A 19,655-nucleotide genomic window follows, 5' to 3' on the forward strand; every position below is an offset into this window, starting at 1 on the left:
ACAGTCCCTCGTTAGTTTCGTTTTTGCCGGGCTCAGTTGAGCGCTTTAGTTTTATTCAGCTCTGCAATAATCAGTGGAAAGGTATCCACCGCTGCATTTTTTCCCATAAAAACATCAAGATGGCCGTATTCAGGCAGCAGATGCAGGCTGTGGTAATCTGGCCTTAACGCATCAAAATAGTTGAAACTCTGGATTTGGCTTTGTGGTAAAAAACACAGGTTTTTTTCGCCACTGAAAAAGGCAAAACGAGCCTCTGTTCTGGGCTGTTGTGCTGTGTAGTCTTTGGGTAATACTGGGAAATCTTCAAAGGACACTAAATGTCCGCGCTGTACACAGCGGGTGATTTGCTGAAAAAACCGCAAAGGTACGGCGCCAAATTCTTCCTTGAGCCATTCGTGGGTCTGTTCATTGAGATTTTCATGGCGCCACAGCGCAGGAAAACCACTGCCATAAGTGAAGCTGACTTGTTTACGGACGGCGTTATTGCATTCGTGGTGAGTTAAATTCACCAACAGGCTAATCAGTTTGGCGACAACTCCGGGCGCTTCTACGCCCCAGTGTGGATTCAGGTACTGAGTCATTTGCCGCACCAGCGGCACCATATATTGCAGCTTAAATTTGGACCAATCTGGTACTACAGGGTGCAAGGACACAGCATTACTGATAATAGTAGTGACTTCAGGCACTAAGCCTGCGATAGCCGACATCATGAAGCTGGTGGAGCCCTGGCAATGAATAATAGCTTTTAAACGGCTCTCACCAGTTTCAGCCAAAATAGTTTGTACAGCTTTAGGGTGGTCGTATAAAGCAACCTGATCCAAAGTCCATAAATTTGGAGCGAAAACAATGCTGCCACGCCAGTTTTCTAACCAGACATCGTAACCTTCACGAATCAGTACATCGACTATGCTGGTTTCTACCGGAGCCCTATAGATATTGGCTCGGACGCCTGCACCATGCACCAAAATTACAGGGCCTTTGTCTGGTGTTTTGTCGCCACGGATATGAATCAAATTCAGCTCTACACCATCGTCTGTGACAAAGGGGACTGTACGTTCGGTGTAAGCTGGGGCTGTATGTGACGACATAACTCTGTTCCTTTTGTGGTTGGAATGTCCCTTTTTTAATGTCGATAAAAAGCCTAGCATATGTTTCTGATAAGGGTATGTTTTGTATGAAATTATTTTGCCAATTAAAAGGTATTAAATGCTGCTGTTTTGTTTTTAATTACAGTCTTCAGGTGAGGTTCATGCAGAAATAGCTAATACTGTAGTCAGATAAGGCGCTCTTTCAGTACCTTGCTTCTAATTTTTTGATGCGACACAGAGAGATAAATTATGGCTAATGGAACAAATTCGTTATTAAAACTGGTTGGTTTAGTTCTGCTTGTACTGGGTGTTGGCCTGGCGTATTGGGGCTTTCAATTATCAGACTCCATTCAATCCGAACTGACTGAAGTAGTGACGGGTGCAGAAACCGACAAAGTGATGCAGTTTTATATAGGTGGCGCCATCAGTGTTGTCGCTGGTCTTTTCCTGACGTTAAAACGTTAAACCTTAAAAGGGAGTGGTCATGAGCTTAAGTGGATTATTAATAACTCTTGTGATAGGTGCCATAGCAGGCTGGCTCGGGGGGCTGATTATGAAAGGCAGCGGCTTTGGTCTTTTAGGGAATATCATCGTCGGTATTGTCGGTGCTGTGATAGGGGGAGCTTTATTTGGCATGCTGGGTATCAGTACCAGTGGTATGTTGGGTTCTATCATCACTGCCACAGCGGGTGCCGTGGTTTTACTCTTTATCGCGGGTTTGATCCGACGAGCCTGATTTCAGGCTCGTTGTTTTTTTACATTACTGCTATTCACTAGTTCTTCTGAGTTAACTTCGATGTATTCCTAAACAAATACAAACTCTTACCTTTGGTTTCTTATGCGTATTCAACTTGATTACCTGACAGGCCCTGACATTGCAGCTTTGTTGCAAGAGCATTTAAATGAAATGAATGCAGTGTCACGTCCGAAGAGTAAACATGTGCTGGATTTGGCTGCTTTAAAAAGCCAGGGATATCAGCTGTTGTATCTGGAAACCGGCGCTATGGATTATTTTGCACCAACCCGGGCTTTATACCGTTGTTTTGGTTTTGAACTCTGTGGGCTTTTCGCTCAATATAAAGAGAACCCGAATTCTGTGTTTATGTATCTGCAGTTATAAGTAAATTAGTCTGCTTTAGACTGAAAAATACACTTTCTATGCGCTATAAAGCTATTGGTACGCTAACACACAGACAGCTATTCGTCGTTATGAGAAAACCTGTATTGCTGACAGTAATTTACAGCTCAGCATTAATTACAGGAAAAGAAAAACTATGAACAACTCTAAGGCTACAAGGAATGAGCAGGTTATCGGACAGCAATGTACTGCGCTGAAACCAGCAACTGCCACATTATTAAGCTCCCCATCTTTTCGATTTAACCCCCTGTTTTTAAGCGTTTTATCTATGTTGATGGTGCCTGCTGCCCAGGCGATGGACTACACCAATTTTGAGGAAAATGGTTGGTCTGTTGGTATGAACGTAGGTAAATCTGTTGCCAGAATAAAGCAGGATACTATACGCAACGACTTAGAAAACCAGGGTTTTGATGTCGTTTCGGTGCTTGAAGATCGCCGCAGCGAAGGTTACAAAATCTTTGCTGGTTATCAATTCAGCCCTTATCTGGCGGTTGAAGGTGGTTACTTCAACCTTGGTGGCTTTCCGATACTGGCGAATACTCTGCCATTAACCGACTTTCGTGGCAAAACCAAACTGTTCGGCTGGAATCTTGATTTAGTCGGTATTATGCCTTTTACCGAAGCTTTCTCTGCTTTTGCCCGTGTGGGGGTCACCCGCAACGACACATCAAATACCTATAGTAGCAATGGTTTTGTTGATGTGACGGGTTACAACGAAGACGGTAACTACACTAAACATAAATACGGCCTGGGTCTGCAATACGACATTTCTCCTATTTTCACAGTACGACTGGAAGCAGAGCGTTATCGTTTAGAGACTTAATCGCTCACAGTGGTGATGTGAATTTGTACTCTTTAGGTCTGGTACTTCGTTTTGGTGAAACACCATCAGCTTATGCAGCAACTCCTGCTCCTGAACCTGTGCGTCGTGCAGAAGTTGCGGCAGTGGAACAAACAGTTGTGGTTGCAGATCCTGAAGTGTTGGTGCTGGAAGATGTACATTTTAATTTTGATACTTCAGAGTTAAATGAAAACACCAAAGTAATTTTACGTCAGCATGTTCAGACACTGAAAGCCAATCCACAAGCCCGTGTTCGTATTGCAGGTTATACCTCAGCCAGTGGCACAGCCGAATACAATCAAGCCTTAAGTGAACGCCGTGCCGAGTCGATCAAAACCTTTTTGATCCTCGAAGGTGTGGCTGCAGATCGATTTAAAACTATAGGTTTTGGGCAAACCAACCCTGCTGAATATGAGGCGAATCCTTCGGTATTACGTTCTGATGCGGCTAAAGCTAATATGCGTGGTTTGTTCGAAATTATTGTTGAATAAAACCAACACTCTGAAACAAGAAGCAGCCTCAAACCGGCTGCTTTTTTTTGTTAAATCGCAAAGACTCTTTAACTGCTTGTGCAGCTGCGGATCTTAATCCATTGACTGGGTTGGATGCCTAAATCTTCCGCACTGCTGAAATAGCGCTGGCATAATTCAGCAGACGGAGTCGGGTTGCGAGACAGTAACCAGGCGTACTCCAGAGAAGGTCCAATCACTAAGGCCATACTATAATCCGCTTCGAGTTTGGCGATGTTGTAGGCGCCATAAAAAGGGCCAAAAAAAGACACTTTCAGCCGACCTGTGTTGCTATCTGCCACAAAATAGGCCTTGCCTTCGGCCTCTTGCCACTGGTCGTCTTTTGCGTTGTAACCACGGTTGATCACTTTGACTCCGCCATCTTCACGCATGCTGTAATTAGCTGTGACTTCTGTCAGTCCACGCTCAAAGCTATGATCCAGCCTGGCAATTTCATGCCACTCCCCCAGATAGTTATTGAGGTTAAACGGACTGACAGGTGTAACCCCGACAGGTATTTGTGTGCATGAGCTACTGAGCAGAATTGCTATCAGGAGAAAAAAATAACGCATAAGAACTCCTTTTTATTTGTATACGCGCCAAGCCTGGATTTATAGCATTGACCTATTCATTTTTTGTGTTCTTTTTTCAGTATATAGACCCTGGCGCAGATGGTGCATTAAACACACTAACTGTTTTAGTGAGAAGCCGTTGGGCGATTATTACTCTCTGGTTAACAGTTGGTGGATCTGCTTACGCAACCAGCGTCTTAACGGATCGTCTTGTGTTCTGGAATGCCAAACCTGACTGATTTGGACCGCAGGTAATGCGACAGGACAGGTCTTGAGCAATAAGTCTGGGTTTGCCTTTTGCGCAATGTTTGCGACTGATGTTAAACAAGTAAGTAACAGATCATTGCTGGCGACTACATGAGCGGGTGATAAAAAACCAGAAAGACCAGCGCAGACCTGACGTTGTAAACCTGATTTAGCCAACTCCTGATCAACTAAACCATCCAGATCTCCCGTCAAGGTCGTGACTATATGACGCGCCTGACAATAGTTACTCAGGCTAAGCGGCTGTTGTGCCAGAGGATGTTGGCGGCGCAACAAAACCACAAACTCTTCAGTCTGTAGTTTTTGCTGATAAAAACTCTCCGGCAAATCGCGATAAAAGCCTGCTATAGCCAGATCACAGTCGCCACGTTCTAACTGTTGTTTTGGCAATATGCCCTGGGTATGGCGCATGACTAACTGAACCTGTGGTGCCTGTTCTGTCAGCACGGCGAGTAAATCAGGTAGCAATAAACTTTCTATATAGTCGGTGCTGTAAATCACCAGTTGGTCAGCCTGCGCCAAAAAGTTGGTTTCACTCTGATGCTGGTAAAAACCTTCCAGAGAGGACACCAGTTGCAGAATATCTGCAGAGAGACTAATGGCTTTAGGTGTTGGCGTTAAACCTCTGGCAGCACGGACAAACAGCGGATCGGCAAATTCGTGACGGAGTTTATTCAGTTTATGGCTCAGAGCTGGCTGACTCAGATTCAACCGGTTTGCTGCTGCACTGACATTCAGCTCCTCGTACAGTACTTTGAACAGCAGCAATAAATTCAGATCTTTATTTTTAATATTCATTATTTGAATCGCTATTATTAAATCAATTCACTTCTTTGTAGTTTAGCTCTGCGGCACACTGAGCACCATCAAATCGAAAGCCAATTTATAGTTACGAGGTGAGCACATGAGATTATCGACGCGCATGATACAACTGGGACTGGCAGCTGCTCTGGCATTTAGCAGCTTCACTATGGCGGCAGAAAAAGTACTGATAGTGGTCACCAGCCACAGTCAAATGGGCACCAGCAATGAGAGAACCGGTTACTGGTTAGGTGAAGTGACACATCCTTACAAAGAGTTGGCAGATGCTGGTATTGAGGTGGATATTGCCAGTATCGCCGGTGGTAAAGCGCCAGTAGATGAACGTAGTCTGGCGGAAGCCGATGCAACCAATCAGTGGTTTATGGCCAATAGCCAACACAAGACCAAGCTGCAGCAGACGCTGAAGCTGGCAGATTTAAAGGCGTCAGATTATAAAGCTGTGTTATTTGCCGGTGGGCACGGCACTATGTGGGATTTTCCACAAGATAAAGCCTTACAGCGATTTGCCGCAGATTTGTATCAGAACAACGGCATAGTGGCTGCAGTCTGTCATGGCCCGGCCGCTTTACTGAACATCAAACTGGCGGACGGCAGTTATCTGATTGCAGGCAAACAAGTCACAGGCTTTAGTAACACTGAGGAAGAGCAAGTGAAACTGGCTCAGGTCGTACCATTTTCCTTGCAGGATCAACTAACACTACGTGGCGCTCACTTCAGCGCGGCAGCCAATTGGCAATCGAAAGTGGTGGTAGACCAGAGACTAGTCACAGGCCAGAATCCACAATCTGCCGCTGCTGTGGGGCAGGCTTTGGTTCGTTTGCTAAAGAGTGAGTAAACCTCAGACTGCTTACTGCAGCAGGGGACTCTGGGTTTTCATCAAAACTTCGTATTGTTGTCACACTGCTGCAAACTCAGTTCTGCATGCTACACAGGCTTAAACTTGTTGCATGCATCACTGTTCCTGGTGATTTCCGGGCCCCTGCGAGGGCCCTTTTTTATATGTTACTGTCCAGATGCTACGAATGCTGAAGAGCGGGGAAAAGCTGAATCGCAGCGCGGATTAACCAGGCCCTGAACTGCTTAGCCATGGACAGGCAAGTGGTAAAACTCAGGCTTGAGCGCTACTGGGCAGCACAATTCTATGCATTGCTGTTGAGGAACAGGGAGGCCAGCCCAGACTATGGATTGTTGTGCTGAAAATAGGGGCAATAATGGTCCTCTGAGTTCTCATTCCACTGAAAACACTACTTTTTTTGCAAGGTTACAATACAATGTCAAGCACTGCTACTATACTGAGCGCGGACAACCTGCGCCTGTTGTAGGGCTTTTCATAAAGTGTTGGCCGTTTAGCATTCTTTAGACTTGAGGATCAACAAAGACGTGAAGATCAAGTTTGTTACTGCTTGTGTTGTGCTTTGGACAGGATATGCCTCAGCGACAGAAGTAGTGACCCATCCCGCCGTGCCCATGGATCAGCTGACTGTTACTCAGCTGCGCGGTATCTATTCCATGCGACAACAAAACTGGCCCGACGGTACCGCGGTCCGGGTTTTCGTGTTGCCTGCGAAAAACCCAATACATCAGACCTTTGCCAAAGAAAAACTACAGATGTTTCCTTATCAATTGGACAGAATTTGGCAAAAAATAACTTATTCAGGTTTAGGGGCTGCACCAGTTGTATTGACCTCTGAGCAGCAGATGCGTGAAATGGTAGCTAATACCGAAGGTGCAATCGGTTATATCGAGAATTCAGATGAACTATCCAAGCTTAAAGTCATTCGTGTTACGCAGTAAGCTGTATCTGTTACTGCTGCTGGGCTCTGTAGTACAGGCGCAGGCAGAAGGACTTACAGCAGAGAAAGTGCGATGGCATGGTTTTATTTCACAGGGCCTGATCCAGGCTCCTGAAACGAACTTTGTCAATCTGGATGACAGTATCTCCGCTGAGTTGACCGATCTCGGCGTCAATATGTCCTGGGCTCTAACGGATAATTTACGACTGGCAGGACAAGTGGTGTATCTGGATGGCGGTCGTCGTTATACCAAAGGGACCAGGCTGGATTACCTGTTTTTAGATTGGACCTTGCACAGTGATTTTGACTGGCGGCTGGACATGTTTGTTGGTCGTTTTAAAAATCAGCACTGGCTTTACTCCGCTACTCGTGATGTGCCTTTTACCCGCAATGCGATTGTGCTGCCGCAATCTGTTTATTTTGATTCCTTCCGTGACATTGCAGTGGGTAGTGACGGTTTAGCCTTTAAACTGACCCGCAATACCAGCCTTGGTGAAGTGGAACTGAACTGGAGTTGGGGATCAACCAATTTAAGCAAAGAGCAAAGCCAAATTCTGCTGAGCCAGCTGGCACAGGGCGATGCTGAGCAAGAGTATGTGCATCAGGCCAGTTTGTTCTGGCGTCCGGACCAATCGGCCTGGCAGCTTGGCATCTCGTTGCTCGATTCCGATTTTACTTATGAAAAAGCTGAGCAGGATTATTACAGCGATGGCGCCATGACGGTGCAAAGGGTGATGTTCAATGGGCGCTATGCAGCTGAATTTTGGGAGTTAAGTAGCGAATGGGTACAGGAAAGGCTGGATATCAGTAATTTTTACGCTCCAGGCTTTCAACGAAACAGCTTTAGTCAGGGCTGGTATCTGCAGGGCCGTTACAATCTGCTGCCCAAGACCTGGGCTTTATTGAGTGTCGATTTATTTGATTTGGATAAAGATGATCGCAGCGGCCGCAAGTTCTCAGAGAGTACAGGCGGTTTGGTCCCTGCCTATTTTGGTTATCAGGATGACCTCACCCTGGGCATCACCTATGATTTTAAAGATAATTTGCGCTTAACTATGGAGCATCACTGGGTGAAAGGTACGGCGCGTCTGGCTTATCCTGTGATGCCTGATCTGCAACATAATAAATCTGAATACTGGCAAATGTGGGCTATGCAACTGATGTACTGGTTTTGACCCTTATGCGACCTTTTGTGTTTAGTTTACCCTGGAAAATTTTGCTGGCCACCATCAGTGCTTTGCTTTGTATGACGGTGCTGCAAACCAGCTTGGGCCTGATGCGGATGGGCGAGGAGTTTGATCGGCAACAGCTGGTGAAACGTGAATCGGCACGGCAACAGTATCTGCAACAAAACGCTATCATTGAGCAGCAATTGCGGGTGTGGCTGGAAAGTTTTTCTGATCTGGTCCGGCTCAGCCAGCAAGCTGATTTTTCCTCTTTTGTTCAACAATTGGCGGAACAAAGCGCCAATATGCAGTTGCACCTCAATATTGAACAAATTTGGTTGCATGACAGTTCCATGCAGTTGCTATTTAGCAGTGGCCAGCAAACCCCTTATTTTTCGCCTGCTTTGGTGCAGAACGTATTGGAACAACAAAGACCTTTGACCGCTAATTTATGCGTGCAGTTTTGTGTGAAGCAGCTAAGTTTGCCGGTATTAAACAGCGCCGGAGAGGTGGCTGTGATGACGGTCACCACGACGCTGGTGGATATTTTATCGGCTTTACATCAAAGCTTAAATTCAGATGTGGCTCTGATCCGAGCCAGTAAAACTGAAGCCGGAAAAATCAATCGCGACTTAATTTCCAGCTCCAATCCCGACTTGTTAAAAGCGCTGCTGCAAAAAGTGTCTGATCTGGAAGCTGATTTGGCTTTAACCAGAGGGCTGGAGCTTGAATACCAGGGGCAACAATACCTGATTTCTGCATTTGAGATGCAAAGTAAAGGCATGTATCTGACCGTGGTCGATAATATCAGTGACTTCGTTGCCACTAATAACGGTTATCGGCGTCAGTTACTTGTGACCTCTGTGATCTTGTTTGGCTGTATGGTGGTTTTAATTTATCTGATCACCAGACGGATCAGCCTGAGACTAAAAACGCTGAGTAAAGCCTTGCCTCTGCTTTCGCAAAAACAATATGCCGGCTTTCGTCAACAAAGTCATTTTGAATCCAGCTTATGGCCAGATGAAGTAGATTTATTGCGCCAGGCCGCTGAAGAGTTAAGTGTCGAGTTGGAACAACTGAACTATAAAGTAGAGCAACATACCAATGAGCTTGAAAAAGTAGCGATGTATGATTTGCTTACTACGTTACCGAACCGGAATATGCTGCAATATCAGTTGGAACGTATGCTTAGCGACCAAAGCGCAGAAAAAAAATTCCTGGCTGTACTTTTTGTTGATCTGGATGACTTCAAACGTATTAACGACAGCTTAGGTCACGCTTATGGCGATAAGCTGTTAAGACTTGTGGCGCTGCGCTTAAAAGACTGCTGCAGTCCCAAGGACTTATTATGTCGTTTTGGTGGTGATGAGTTTGTTTTTGTTTTGCCGCAATTAAAAGATGTGGATACCCCTTTTCATTTAGCCAGCCAGATTTTGCAGCGCATTCAACAGCCTTTGACTATCGATCAACAAAACTTTGTGATGACCGCTAGTATCGGCTTAACCATGAGTATTGATGCATCTGTAAGCCTGATGACTTGATACGACAAGCCGATTTAGCCATGCATGAAGTCAAAGTCAACGGCGGTAATGGAGCTCAGGCCTATAACCTCGATATGTACCAGCGGGTGCAACAGCGGGTGTTACTGGAACAAGACCTCAAAGAGGCTTTGATGTTGAAGCAGTTCAGTATCAGCTTTCAGCCGCAGATGACCATAGCGACGGGGGCTTTGTATGGCTTTGAGGCGTTGATCCGCTGGCACCATCCGGTGCGGGGTATGGTACCGCCTGATGAATTTATTCCAGTGTTGGAGCAATCCAGACAAATAGTACCGCTGGGGTACTGGATTATTGAACAATGTATGCAGCAGTGTCTGATTTTATTGCACAGTGGCTGGCATCATTTTCGTATCGCCATTAACTTATCGGCAGAGCAGTTTGTTGACCCTGATCTGATCCCCAGGTTAAAGCTGCTGTTGGATAAATATGAGCTGCAGGGTACTTATTTTGAGCTGGAATTGACAGAGCGTACTTTGGTACAAAGTATGGAGACAATGCTGAGTATCATGTCGCAAATCAAAGCTATGGGGATTCATTTTGCAATTGACGATTTTGGTACCGGCTACTCATCGTTAAGCTATCTGAAAAAAATGCCGATGGATTGCATCAAAATAGATAAGAGCTTCTTGTCTGGCATGTTAGAGAATGCCGCTGATTTTCAAATCATTGCGTCTACCATCGCCATGGTACAAAAACTGCAATTGCAAGTGGTCGCTGAAGGGGTTGAAACCCGGGAACAGTTGGAATTATTGCGCCAGCAAGGCTGCGATATAGCGCAGGGTTACCTGATCGCCAGACCTGTGCCACAAGCTGAATTGACAGGCTTTTTAGAGGAGCATTTCCCGAAAGGGATTTGGCGGGGTCATTAAAAATGAGCTCGAATCACATTGTTAACAGTAACAATGTGATTCGAGCTTTACTTAACGACACAGCTGACCTTGTTGGATATATGGATTCAGAATAGGCGCCATGCCTTTGAGGACTTGCAGTGGTAAAGCTGAAGTAAAACTAAAGTCCTCAGCTTCTTTACCTGGTACAAAAGCCGTCAGAGTACCAAAGTGATTCTCGCCCAGATAAAACACAAAAGTTGCAGTACGGTTAATGGTAGTGGCCTGCACTGTACGTCCCCGGATCACTTGAGTTGCCATCTTGTTGTCACCCGTACCTGTTTTACCACCTATCACCAAAGGTGAACCATCTGCTTTGGTGAACGAGCCTTGCAAACGACGTGCAGTGCCGCCATCGGCCACCTGCGACAGGGCAAAACGCAGCGCTCTGGCAACCTCAGGTTTCATTACTCTTTTGGCTTCATCTGGCTGATATTTTAACTTCACTTCATAAGGCGTATTGGCTGCAAAATGTAGCTGATCTACCCGGACTGTAGGCAACAACAAGCCGTCATTCTGGATAATACCTATGAGTTCCGCCAAAGAGGCGGGTCTGTCACCTGAGCTCCCCAGGGCTGTGCCCAGAGAAGGCACCAGGTGGTCAAAAGCATAACCCAATTTTTTCCAGCGCTGGTGAATGTCGAGGAAGGCTTCGACTTCCAACATAATGCGGATACGGGTGTCACGGGCACTACGATTCGAGGTTTTAAATAACCAGCGGTACACTTGCTGGCGTTGTTCTGCCGATGCCTCCACAGCCTCTTTGAAGGTGGCTTGTGGGTTTTTCTGCATAAAGCTCAGTAACCATAATTCCAGCGGGTGAACCTTGGCTATGTAGCCTTGATCCATCAGACTGAACTTACCCGGACCGTACTTGTTGTAAAGTTCATCTATATCTTTCACTGTCAGATTTTCTTCTGGCAGACGCTGCTGCAGAAAAGCACTGAATTTAGCAAAATCAGAGTCCGGCAATAAATAACGATGCACTGCTGCCAGACGATCCGGTGTTTGTTTTAAACCTTCAAAGAACGTACTTAAGCGGTCTTCTTCAGTTTTCTTCTGGTATTTCCGCCAGAAACGCTGCAGGAAAGAGCTGCCTTCTTTGTCGGCAAAACGACGTAAATAGTCCTCGCGACGCGGATCTTTATCATTTTTCAACAGCAACGAAGTACTGCCAGCGGTTTGGTAGCTGCTGCTGTACGCCACTATGTCTCGCATCAGACGGACAAAGGGCAGGTTAATAGATTCTTTTAATGACTCCAGCACAGTCGGCACTCTGCTGTCTTCTTTTTTCTGGAAGTTATTAAACACCTGCAAACCACCGCCGGTAAAAAAGCGTTCGGCAGGCGATGCAGAGTAGGTGCGCTGTAAGGCTGCATCCAGCATTTTGGACAAGTCTCTGTCTGCTGTATGTGCCATATAAGTTGCTGCCCAGCGGGTTAAATGATCGTTAGGCGCTATCTCAAGGTTCAGCAAATTTTCTGGTAGTTCATCGATAAAGGAGTCGTGCAATTCAGCGACAATTTCCAGATAAGTCGTCAGAACCCGCAATTTAGCTGTGGAGCCTAACTCCAGCTTACTGCCTTCGTTTAAATCAAAAGGCTGGTCGGTATTGTCGGTTTGTACCCTTACTCTGTTGCCGCTCGGCGTCTTCTCAAACAGAGTAAAGCTGTACGTAACTTTGTCTGTGTTGCTGGCACTTAACAGCCTTTCTCCTAAGAGCCCAACTTTTTCCGCAACAGCAGGGGAGGCCAGACTATTGAGGTAATGACTGACTTTTTGTTGTAGCTCATGATGTAACGATACTTTGGCCGTTAGATCCAGCCGGTCTAAATCATACAGTTGTTGGTTCAGCAGCGTACCTAAACGTCCTCGGGCAACGTTGATGCCTTTGAGGGTTTGTGCATCCTGTTTAATACCAGGTGCTTTGCCACCTTTAAATAATAAACGCTGTGACATAGCCGAATCGGCTAAATCTTTGTCTATCACTTTAGCATTAGCCAAAACCCGCAAATGGCTGTTGGTCAGTTCCTCTAAATCATCATGGCCTTGCAGCAGGTAATACGAAGGACGGCGCTGAGCTATCATCAGAGCTAAAACCTGACGTAAAGCCAAGCCCCTTAAACTTCTGTTTTGTTCAGTGGGTTCTGCGTTTAACACCTGATTAAAACGACCAAAGTCAGTGCCAAACCAAGCCCACAAGGCATCACCTACACCGTGTACTTCACCAAAACCAGGAGCTGAAGACAGGGGGACTGAATTTAAGTAGTCCAGTATAACTTCGTGCCGGGTTAAGGATGTATCAGCGCCGTAGCGATAAGCACGGACCGAACCAGAAACCATTTGTAGAAACTTATCGGTAAAACTTTGAGTTAAGCCCTGAGGTGAGTGGCGGTATTTCTCAATCTGAGTCGCGAGGGTACTGCCGCCTGCGGACTGCCCTTCCAGATTTAATACCTTAGTCACCTGAGAAACCGCGGCCATAATAAAACGTGGCCAGTCAACAGCGGGGTTGGCGCGGGAAGGCGAGGTTAACAGTTTACGGTTTTCTATAAATAATAAGCTGTTACGCACTACAGCTGGGACGTCAGCCGGATGGCTGTAGACGCGTTGTGGATGAGAGAAGGAAAACAACTCTTCGTTGCGGCAATCACCAATTAGTAATCCGCCCTGAGCTTTTTCACGATAAGGCGGAAAAAAACCGAGCTGGGTATAAAACAGCAATTCAGGTGAGAAGGCGGCTTGTTGTTCAATCACAAAGTTATTTTGAGTCAAACGTGGAATAAATTTGGATAACTTCGAATACCCTAATCGTTGGTCAAAAGGTCCGGCTATAGGATAAGACACCTGTTCAGTCGCACCTGACTGCAGTTGGTAGGTCAGTTTTTTGGCATAAAGACTAATTTCTGTCGACTGATAATGAGCTGTATGCAGCTCATAGGCCACCAATGCAGCGCCAGAAAGCACAAGCAGAACTAACAGCGATGGGATAAGGCTGCGACGGCGAGGTTTACCCTCTGGTGCTGGTTGTGCTGACGGTCGTTCGCCACGGTAGTTATCAAATTGCATTTGATTCAAATCTGATGGGGATGACAAGTTCTTATCCATGAGTTCAGGCATCTGCCATGTGGCACGATTTTAACTGGTCTAAGAGGGATTTGCAGCTGAATTTTGTTGAACTTTGTTGAGCAAACATACTGATTTGTTTCCATTTAATGCTTTTTCTCTGCTTTGACCTCTGTATCAGGCAACAAGACCTGGCTATCAAACCATAGTTCAAGACTTTTTCTAAACTCCGGGTCAGCTTTCACTTTGGGCAATATTGTATTGATAAGTTCAACCTGTTGTTGTCCCCATTTGCTGTTACTACAGCCGACAGCTCCGGCAACAGGCTGCTTTAGCTCAGCTAAAGGCACGTGAACTAAACCTTTTGCCTGCTCTGGTGCGGTTTTTTTCAGGTAGGTCAGAATAATGTCGTAATCAAGAGTGAAATCAATTCGGCCACTTTGGATCATTTTCAGCAATGCCACAGGGCCATCATCGCCAGAGCGCACTAAACCATTGTTGCGGTAAGGCTCCAGTATAGATTCCAGCTCGCCGTATCGGCGACCTGCGGCTAAACCCAATTTAAAAGTTTCATTTTCCAACAACCTCGCCAGCACCAGCGGGCTGCCAAATTGTTCAGAAAAATGATTCGCTAAGGCTTTACGGGTGATCACACCCTGTGGTCTGTACCAATGGGTCGGCTGACTGAATACTGCTGTATCGGTCGGGGTATTTCTGTGGATCATACAAGGAAAACACAGAGGCTCTTTATTGTTCAGTGCCTGATGGATGCGGGTTTGTGGCATCAGAAAAACTTGATGTCTGACCTGAGGCAAGTGTCTTTGAATGCTATGTACCAGTGCATCACAGATCCCCTGCTGGTCAAAGGCTCCACCGACAATATGAAAAGGAGGCGCTGTATTCGTTGCCCAGTTCAACAAAGGTTGGGTTGTACTTGCTAAGCTGTTACTGCTCAACAGCAGCACCAGCAGCGCCAACACAAATCGCATCCGCACTATGCCTTGGTTTCTTTAACATATTGTTAATCTAACCAATGCATCGTGTCAGAACAAGGTTTAATTCAGTTCAGCCTCAAATCGGCTGAACTGAATTTATTAGCGCAAAGCCTGATTAATGGTGGTGATGACCACCGACACCATGGGCATGACCGTGTTCAATTTCTTCTGCAGAGGCTGCACGAACATCTATCACATCGATATCAAAACTTAAGGTTTTACCTGCTAATGGGTGGTTAGTGTCTACTTCTGCTTTAAACATACCGACTTTAACTACAGTGACCTGACGCTGACCTTGTTCTGTGTTCACCACAGCCACCATACCTGGTTTCCACTTTTTAGCGCCCATCAGGTGTTTAACCTGAACACTTTGAATTGCATCTTCAGTGCGTTCACCATAGGCGTCTGCCGGAGCTAAAGTCACCTGAAATTTATCACCAGCCTGATGACCTTCCATCGCCTTTTCTAAACCTTCAATCAGGTTGCCATGACCTTGCAGATATAAAACCGGGTCCTGACTTCTGGAGTTTTCTAACACAGCTGTTTCGTCTGATAAGGTGTAGTGGAACTGAACCACGGTATCTTTAGTGATTTGCATTGTTTGTTTATCCGCTGCTTGCTCAAAAATGGCCGTCATTATTACGCAATGGCGCTATCGGGTCGACTTTTTTATGTCAATAAGGGGCTGTTATGCCCAAAGTCAGAGGCGTTGCAGGCAAACGCCAGTTGAGTAAGCCCAGAGCATGTAGTCAACAAAGCCACTACTTCAGGGACGAGGTGCATTGACAGGATGAGTCTGAGCCCAGCTTAACGGGTCCAATGCGTAGAAAGATCGTAACTGCTGGTACAAGGCTGCATGCTGTGCGGCAAATAAATCAGGTTGTTCAAAAAACACCTCGGAAATTACCGCAAAAAATTCGGCCGGATTGGTCGCTGCGTACGCATCAAACAAGGTTGGTAAGCCCAGCGCCAGTTGTTTTTGTAATTGCTCATATTCGCGGGATAACACCAAAGACCACTCTTTATAAGCCTGAGCGCTGCTGAGTTGAGGTGCTCCGGTCGCTTGACCTTTGAGTTGATCCAATTGATGCGCAAATTCATGGATCACCAGATTATGTCCATCGTTGCAAATAGCGGCAGATTTTAAGGTATCAACCCAGGACAAAATAATCTGACCCGTTTGCCAGGACTCCCCCAATCGCACTTGTGTCATTTCACTGACGACACCAGCGTTATCAGCCTGCTGTGTTGGTACCACAAAAGCGGCGGGATAAATCAGAATTTGCTTGAGTTTAGGGTAATAATGAGCGGGTTTATTTAATAACAACAAACAAGCCTGGGCCGCAATGGTCACTCTCATCTCGTCAGTAACAGTGAGGCCGGCACAACCGACAAATTGCTTCTCCGCGACAAAAACCTGGATCAACTTTTTCAGTTGCAGCTGCAAGTCAGCGGGTAAAGCACGAAAATAAGGCATGCGGTGTTTTAAAATTTGTCGCCATGCAGCAGGAAAGGGCTGCTGCTGAATTTTTTCCGGCGATATTGCCTCCAGACAGGCGGTAAAAATATCGCTGCTAACACTATTAACGTCAGCACAATTAATAACAATAAAGGCACCGCTGCTGCTCCAGTCGCTTTGTCATTGAGCAGTTATGGCGCCACTATTAATAAATTCAAGGCCAGACTGGCAGAACAGGTTGCGTCCTGGCGGAAAAAAACTATACCCTTTGCAGACGAATCAACGATCGGGTCTGCGAATGAATCTGTTTCAACTGAATTTATATCCTGGGTTAGTGCACAGCATTTTATTACAACTGCGTGATCCGCACGTACAAAAGGACAGACTGCGTTTTAAGTTTAATTTAGAACGCCTGGGTTTTTTACTGGCTGCAGAACTGGCAAAAACTTTGCCTGTGCATCAGGTTGAAGTTCACACTGTGCTGGGCTCAACCCAGATAGAGGTGCCAACCCAGTCTCCTGTACTGGTGACTGTGCTAAGGGCTGGTTTGGCTTTTTATCAGGGCTTTGCCAACGCTTTTGATGAGGCGGACAGCGGTTTTATCGGTGCTTATCGGGTTGAGGGCGACAATGCAGAACACCTGGAGATCCGCATGAACTACGCTGCTTTGCCGGATTTAACTGGCCGGGATCTGATTTTAATAGACCCTATGCTGGCGACAGGCGGATCGTTACTTAAGGTCTGGCAACTGATCGCAAGTCAGGCCAGTCCTCGCTCAGTTCATGTAGTTGCAGCTATTGCTGCGCCCGAAGGGGTGGATGCCTTGCGTCAGCATTTACCGCAAAACAGTTATCTGTGGTTAGGTGCCCTGGACCAGTGTCTGAACGAGCAAGCTTATATAGTGCCGGGCCTGGGCGATGCGGGCGATCTGTGTTTTGGACCCAAACTCTGAGTTGAGCACTTCAGTCAAACCCTGGCATCATGGCGTTTTAGCTGCGAGTGGCTGGCGGATCATCCATTGTTGTTTGGGGGCAATGATCTGCTGCAGTGGTAACTGACTGATACTGTGCTGGTCTAAAATTCGTATAAGTGGACTCACCTGGCGGGCATAAGGTTGTTTTTCCAGCACACGCAGCGCCAAATCAATACTGATGCGAGCCTGGATCACCGGTGAATCCGTCACTGCTGCCAGTAATTGGCCACTTTGGATAAGCTGTACTACTTGTGGATTGGCGTAGTAAGCCATCACTTGGGTTTGTGTCAGATTTTCGGCGGCAATAAAGTGCTGAGTCACATCTGCAGCCACAGCGTTGGCCAGCACATAGTGGGGCTGTTGCCGGCCAAAGAGTTGCCTGACTAAGGTTGCTTGCGAAAAATTGTCGGTAGCAGCGTAACCGCCATGTAAAAGCCGCATCTGACTTCCAATTAATTGCTGATTTAAACCCCGTTCAGCATCCTGTACCCACGCGGCTTGAGCCGGGCCCGGAAACCAGGCCAGAGTGACAGCTTGGTGTTGACTGTGTTTGAGCAGATAGCGAACGCTTGTCGCAGCCATATCGGCAAAAGAGACTGAAGAGCGGGCTGCTATCGCGTCACTTTTCATCCCATTGATCAGATCGATGACCGGAATACCCGAAGCTTTTAACTGCAGAATTAAGTCGTTTAAATCTTCGCTGGATATTGCACCTATAATCAGAGCGTCCGCTTTATTCTTCACGCAATCCTGCAGCTGTTGGCGTTGGCGAGGTAAGTTCTCATAACCCCCGGCTTCATAAATTCCAAGTTGGACCCCCTGGCGTTTTGCCTCTTCTGCCAAGCCCCAGGACACGCCCCACCAGTAATGATCTTTACCATGAGGCAACAGAGCACAAAGCCGCCAGGCTTTACTGACCTTTTGTAGCGGCTGATACTGTATCGTCTTGCCATCGGCTTGCACGTCAACAGGAAACCAATATGGTTGCGCAGAGAGTGAATTACTGATAAGCAGACTGATGGCGAGCAACACTTTTGGCATGAAATCTCCTTTTTAACTCGTTAAAATTAGAGGAGATTTCAAAAATATGCGACCTCTGTTTAATGCTGATCGAACTTTTTTCGTAAATGCCAGAAATACCATAGCACCATAGCCACCACCAGCGGGATACTAATGGACTCTATGGTTTTAGCTGGCCATTGTGGCAACCAGTGCAGTATGGCTTGCTGAGCTTTGGTTAATAGTTGCAATGAGTAGTAGCTGATGGCAACCACTGACAAACGTTCAACCGCACTTTGTAGTTTTAGTTGCAAATGCGCTCTTTTATCCATCGAAGCCAGCAGCGTTTGGTTTTGCCAGGCCAGCTTTAAGTTGATTTGAGTACGGAGTAATTCGGTGGAACGGCCTAAACGCTCTGCCAGGTGCTGCTGGCGTTTCAGCACGGACTGAGCGGTACGCCAGGCCGGTGTTAAACGCCGCTCGGTAAAGTGCTGTAATGACAGCAGTCCTTCGACAGGCTGTTCATCCAGACTTTTGAGCCTGTCCAGTGTCAACTGGTAATAGGCATGACTGGCCTGTAATCTGCTGCTGTTTTCCGAGATTTGATGTTCGGTCTGTGCCGCTAACTGAATTAACTCATCCAACAACTGCTCGTCATTGCCTTGTTTTTGCTCTATACGTGAGGTGATCACCGCCAGTTGTTGTTCTTGCTGTGGCAATTGATGCAGCGCCAGCTTGCAATAAGGCCAGGCCAAAAGCGCCAGTTTGCGGTAGTTGCCTAAATCGAACAGTTGCTGAACCAAAGCACCTAGCGCACTGCGGCTCAAACCATGATCCAGCACTAACATGCGACCCGCCCCTTCGTTGTGTTTACGAAAGTCCGTCCAAATCCTGGCTTTGCCGTTAAATACCATACTGCTGATCAAATGTTCACTGACAAAAAGAGTGGCAGGGTCTTGGTGTGCCAGTTGAGCTGGCTGCACTATACTCAGCTGCACCACCCGGAACAGCTGCCCCGGTAAGCTGGCAAACCATTCGTTGTCCGGTACTAAGTCCTGCGGATCACAAAATAAGCTGGCCGCTACACCACTGCGAATAAAAGTATAAGTCGAAAATTCGTTGTGCCTCTCCCAGCGTAACCAGCTAGTGCCCAACTGCAGATTGCAGTCTTGTTCATGTGGTTCTAGGGTTTTGCCATGTTGCTGAGCTAACTGGTGCATAGCCTGGTATTCAGCAGTACGTGAAACACTGGATAGGGTCAGTACAAACTGGCAGAGCTGGCAAGGGGAATCCAGAGCCGGGAAAAAACGCTGTTGCAACTCTTGCTCCAGCAGGTCACGTTGTGGATGTTGGCGTAAATAAAGCTGAACCATACTCGACTCCCAAACGGCTTCACGAACAATTCAAATACCAGAAGCAGTATCTGTACCCAGCTATGACAGTCTGATGTCAATTATTTGATTTTATTGGTAAATCTAGTGTGGTTGCTTCAGTTTTTTCTGGCTGATCAATACCTTAATGTAC

20 protein-coding genes are annotated in these 19,655 nt (G+C 46.5%); 11 read left to right on the plus strand and 9 right to left on the minus strand.

All coding sequences use genetic code 11. From position 1 onward, the window contains the following. Positions 1 to 32 precede the first annotated feature (32 nt). A complete protein-coding gene (locus WH43_RS09860; protein WP_053424443.1) occupies positions 33 to 1,088 on the minus strand; it encodes an alpha/beta hydrolase family protein in 1,056 nt (351 codons plus the stop codon). Positions 1,089 to 1,337: 249 nt separating this feature from the next. Between WH43_RS09860 and WH43_RS09865 the strand changes: the two genes are divergently transcribed. From WH43_RS09865 to WH43_RS20640, 5 genes are all read left to right on the plus strand, one after another. Then, positions 1,338 to 1,553, plus strand: a complete 216-nt coding sequence (locus tag WH43_RS09865) for a DUF3185 family protein (protein ID WP_053424444.1) — start codon at positions 1,338 to 1,340, stop codon at positions 1,551 to 1,553. 19 nt (positions 1,554 to 1,572) lie between these two features. Further along, positions 1,573 to 1,824, plus strand: a complete 252-nt coding sequence (locus WH43_RS09870; protein ID WP_053424445.1) for a GlsB/YeaQ/YmgE family stress response membrane protein — start codon at positions 1,573 to 1,575, stop codon at positions 1,822 to 1,824. 102 nt (positions 1,825 to 1,926) lie between these two features. Next, complete coding sequence (locus tag WH43_RS09875; RefSeq protein WP_053424446.1) at positions 1,927 to 2,208, plus strand: GNAT family N-acetyltransferase; 282 nt, start codon at positions 1,927 to 1,929, stop codon at positions 2,206 to 2,208. Between the two features lie 286 nt (positions 2,209 to 2,494). Then, positions 2,495 to 3,049 carry an outer membrane beta-barrel protein gene (locus tag WH43_RS20635; protein ID WP_286049646.1) on the plus strand — a complete coding sequence of 185 codons (555 nt, stop codon included), beginning with the start codon at positions 2,495 to 2,497 and terminating at the stop codon, positions 3,047 to 3,049. Positions 3,050 to 3,066: 17 nt separating this feature from the next. Next, entirely contained in the window at positions 3,067 to 3,558 is a 492-nt protein-coding gene (locus tag WH43_RS20640) for an OmpA family protein (RefSeq protein ID WP_053424448.1), read from the plus strand. A gap of 68 nt (positions 3,559 to 3,626) precedes the next feature. On the opposite strand, the gene WH43_RS09890 is transcribed toward WH43_RS20640, so the two are convergent. Together WH43_RS09890 and WH43_RS09895 are read right to left on the minus strand one after the other, a co-directional pair. After that, the gene (locus tag WH43_RS09890) at positions 3,627 to 4,148 is read right to left on the minus strand and encodes a lipocalin family protein (protein ID WP_053424449.1); all 522 of its coding nucleotides are present in this window, start codon (positions 4,146 to 4,148) and stop codon (positions 3,627 to 3,629) included. 150 nt (positions 4,149 to 4,298) lie between these two features. Then, entirely contained in the window at positions 4,299 to 5,210 is a 912-nt protein-coding gene (locus WH43_RS09895) for a LysR family transcriptional regulator (RefSeq protein WP_053424450.1), read from the minus strand. Between the two features lie 106 nt (positions 5,211 to 5,316). On the opposite strand from WH43_RS09895, the gene WH43_RS09900 reads away from it, so the two are divergent. From WH43_RS09900 to WH43_RS09920, 5 genes are all read left to right on the plus strand, one after another. After that, positions 5,317 to 6,069: a type 1 glutamine amidotransferase domain-containing protein gene (locus WH43_RS09900; RefSeq protein WP_286049647.1), complete on the plus strand. Its 753-nt coding sequence runs from the start codon at positions 5,317 to 5,319 to the stop codon at positions 6,067 to 6,069. A gap of 545 nt (positions 6,070 to 6,614) precedes the next feature. After that, positions 6,615 to 7,028, plus strand: coding sequence for a substrate-binding domain-containing protein (locus WH43_RS09905; protein WP_147905228.1), 414 nt, complete (start codon positions 6,615 to 6,617; stop codon positions 7,026 to 7,028). Further along, on the plus strand, positions 6,988 to 8,202 hold the full coding sequence (locus WH43_RS09910; RefSeq protein ID WP_053424452.1) for a hypothetical protein: 1,215 nt from the start codon (positions 6,988 to 6,990) through the stop codon (positions 8,200 to 8,202). Before WH43_RS09905 ends, WH43_RS09910 begins: the two co-directional genes overlap by 41 nt. A 5-nt stretch (positions 8,203 to 8,207) precedes the next feature. After that, a complete protein-coding gene (locus tag WH43_RS09915; protein WP_053424453.1) occupies positions 8,208 to 9,734 on the plus strand; it encodes a diguanylate cyclase domain-containing protein in 1,527 nt (508 codons plus the stop codon). 20 nt (positions 9,735 to 9,754) lie between these two features. Beyond that, entirely contained in the window at positions 9,755 to 10,621 is an 867-nt protein-coding gene (locus tag WH43_RS09920; RefSeq protein ID WP_053424454.1) for a putative bifunctional diguanylate cyclase/phosphodiesterase, read from the plus strand. Between the two features lie 51 nt (positions 10,622 to 10,672). Here the strand turns inward: WH43_RS09920 and WH43_RS09925 are convergent, their stop codons facing one another. From WH43_RS09925 to WH43_RS09940, 4 genes are all read right to left on the minus strand, one after another. Continuing rightward, entirely contained in the window at positions 10,673 to 13,735 is a 3,063-nt protein-coding gene (locus WH43_RS09925) for a transglycosylase domain-containing protein (protein WP_286049648.1), read from the minus strand. A gap of 116 nt (positions 13,736 to 13,851) precedes the next feature. Continuing rightward, positions 13,852 to 14,694 (minus strand): transporter substrate-binding domain-containing protein, encoded by an 843-nt coding sequence (locus WH43_RS09930; protein ID WP_053424456.1) that lies wholly within the window; start codon positions 14,692 to 14,694, stop codon positions 13,852 to 13,854. Between the two features lie 121 nt (positions 14,695 to 14,815). After that, positions 14,816 to 15,298, minus strand: coding sequence for an FKBP-type peptidyl-prolyl cis-trans isomerase (locus WH43_RS09935; RefSeq protein WP_053424704.1), 483 nt, complete (start codon positions 15,296 to 15,298; stop codon positions 14,816 to 14,818). Between the two features lie 168 nt (positions 15,299 to 15,466). Continuing rightward, the gene (locus tag WH43_RS09940; protein ID WP_286049649.1) at positions 15,467 to 16,177 is read right to left on the minus strand and encodes a M90 family metallopeptidase; all 711 of its coding nucleotides are present in this window, start codon (positions 16,175 to 16,177) and stop codon (positions 15,467 to 15,469) included. A gap of 280 nt (positions 16,178 to 16,457) precedes the next feature. Between WH43_RS09940 and upp the strand changes: the two genes are divergently transcribed. Beyond that, the gene (upp, locus tag WH43_RS09945; protein ID WP_053424457.1) at positions 16,458 to 17,111 is read left to right on the plus strand and encodes a uracil phosphoribosyltransferase; all 654 of its coding nucleotides are present in this window, start codon (positions 16,458 to 16,460) and stop codon (positions 17,109 to 17,111) included. A 27-nt stretch (positions 17,112 to 17,138) separates the two neighbouring features. Here the strand turns inward: upp and torT are convergent, their stop codons facing one another. After that, complete coding sequence (gene torT, locus WH43_RS09950) at positions 17,139 to 18,173, minus strand: TMAO reductase system periplasmic protein TorT (RefSeq protein WP_053424458.1); 1,035 nt, start codon at positions 18,171 to 18,173, stop codon at positions 17,139 to 17,141. A 59-nt stretch (positions 18,174 to 18,232) separates the two neighbouring features. Continuing rightward, positions 18,233 to 19,504 (minus strand): DUF3422 family protein, encoded by a 1,272-nt coding sequence (locus WH43_RS09955; RefSeq protein WP_053424459.1) that lies wholly within the window; start codon positions 19,502 to 19,504, stop codon positions 18,233 to 18,235. Positions 19,505 to 19,655 lie beyond the last annotated feature (151 nt).

Origin of the sequence: Rheinheimera sp. KL1, from assembly GCF_001275035.1 — a bacterium.
Classification (GTDB): domain Bacteria; phylum Pseudomonadota; class Gammaproteobacteria; order Enterobacterales; family Alteromonadaceae; genus Pararheinheimera; species Pararheinheimera tangshanensis.

Bases quoted from the DNA above. Each gene is read 5' to 3' on its own strand.
- WH43_RS09900 (WP_286049647.1), top strand. From the start codon at position 5,317: ATGAGATTATCGACGCGCATGATACAACTGGGACTGGCAGCTGCTCTG.
- WH43_RS09890 (WP_053424449.1), bottom strand. From the start codon at position 4,148: ATGCGTTATTTTTTTCTCCTGATAGCAATTCTGCTCAGTAGCTCATGC.
- WH43_RS09860 (WP_053424443.1), bottom strand. From the start codon at position 1,088: ATGTCGTCACATACAGCCCCAGCTTACACCGAACGTACAGTCCCCTTT.
- WH43_RS09870 (WP_053424445.1), top strand. From the start codon at position 1,573: ATGAGCTTAAGTGGATTATTAATAACTCTTGTGATAGGTGCCATAGCA.
- WH43_RS09915 (WP_053424453.1), top strand. From the start codon at position 8,208: ATGCGACCTTTTGTGTTTAGTTTACCCTGGAAAATTTTGCTGGCCACC.
- WH43_RS09920 (WP_053424454.1), top strand. From the start codon at position 9,755: ATGCATGAAGTCAAAGTCAACGGCGGTAATGGAGCTCAGGCCTATAAC.
- WH43_RS09955 (WP_053424459.1), bottom strand. From the start codon at position 19,504: ATGGTTCAGCTTTATTTACGCCAACATCCACAACGTGACCTGCTGGAG.
- WH43_RS09875 (WP_053424446.1), top strand. From the start codon at position 1,927: ATGCGTATTCAACTTGATTACCTGACAGGCCCTGACATTGCAGCTTTG.
- WH43_RS09895 (WP_053424450.1), bottom strand. From the start codon at position 5,210: ATGAATATTAAAAATAAAGATCTGAATTTATTGCTGCTGTTCAAAGTA.
- WH43_RS09865 (WP_053424444.1), top strand. From the start codon at position 1,338: ATGGCTAATGGAACAAATTCGTTATTAAAACTGGTTGGTTTAGTTCTG.
- WH43_RS09910 (WP_053424452.1), top strand. From the start codon at position 6,988: ATGAACTATCCAAGCTTAAAGTCATTCGTGTTACGCAGTAAGCTGTAT.
- upp (WP_053424457.1), top strand. From the start codon at position 16,458: ATGAATCTGTTTCAACTGAATTTATATCCTGGGTTAGTGCACAGCATT.
- WH43_RS09940 (WP_286049649.1), bottom strand. From the start codon at position 16,177: ATGCCTTATTTTCGTGCTTTACCCGCTGACTTGCAGCTGCAACTGAAA.
- WH43_RS09935 (WP_053424704.1), bottom strand. From the start codon at position 15,298: ATGCAAATCACTAAAGATACCGTGGTTCAGTTCCACTACACCTTATCA.
- WH43_RS20635 (WP_286049646.1), top strand. From the start codon at position 2,495: ATGTTGATGGTGCCTGCTGCCCAGGCGATGGACTACACCAATTTTGAG.
- WH43_RS09930 (WP_053424456.1), bottom strand. From the start codon at position 14,694: ATGCGATTTGTGTTGGCGCTGCTGGTGCTGCTGTTGAGCAGTAACAGC.
- torT (WP_053424458.1), bottom strand. From the start codon at position 18,173: ATGCCAAAAGTGTTGCTCGCCATCAGTCTGCTTATCAGTAATTCACTC.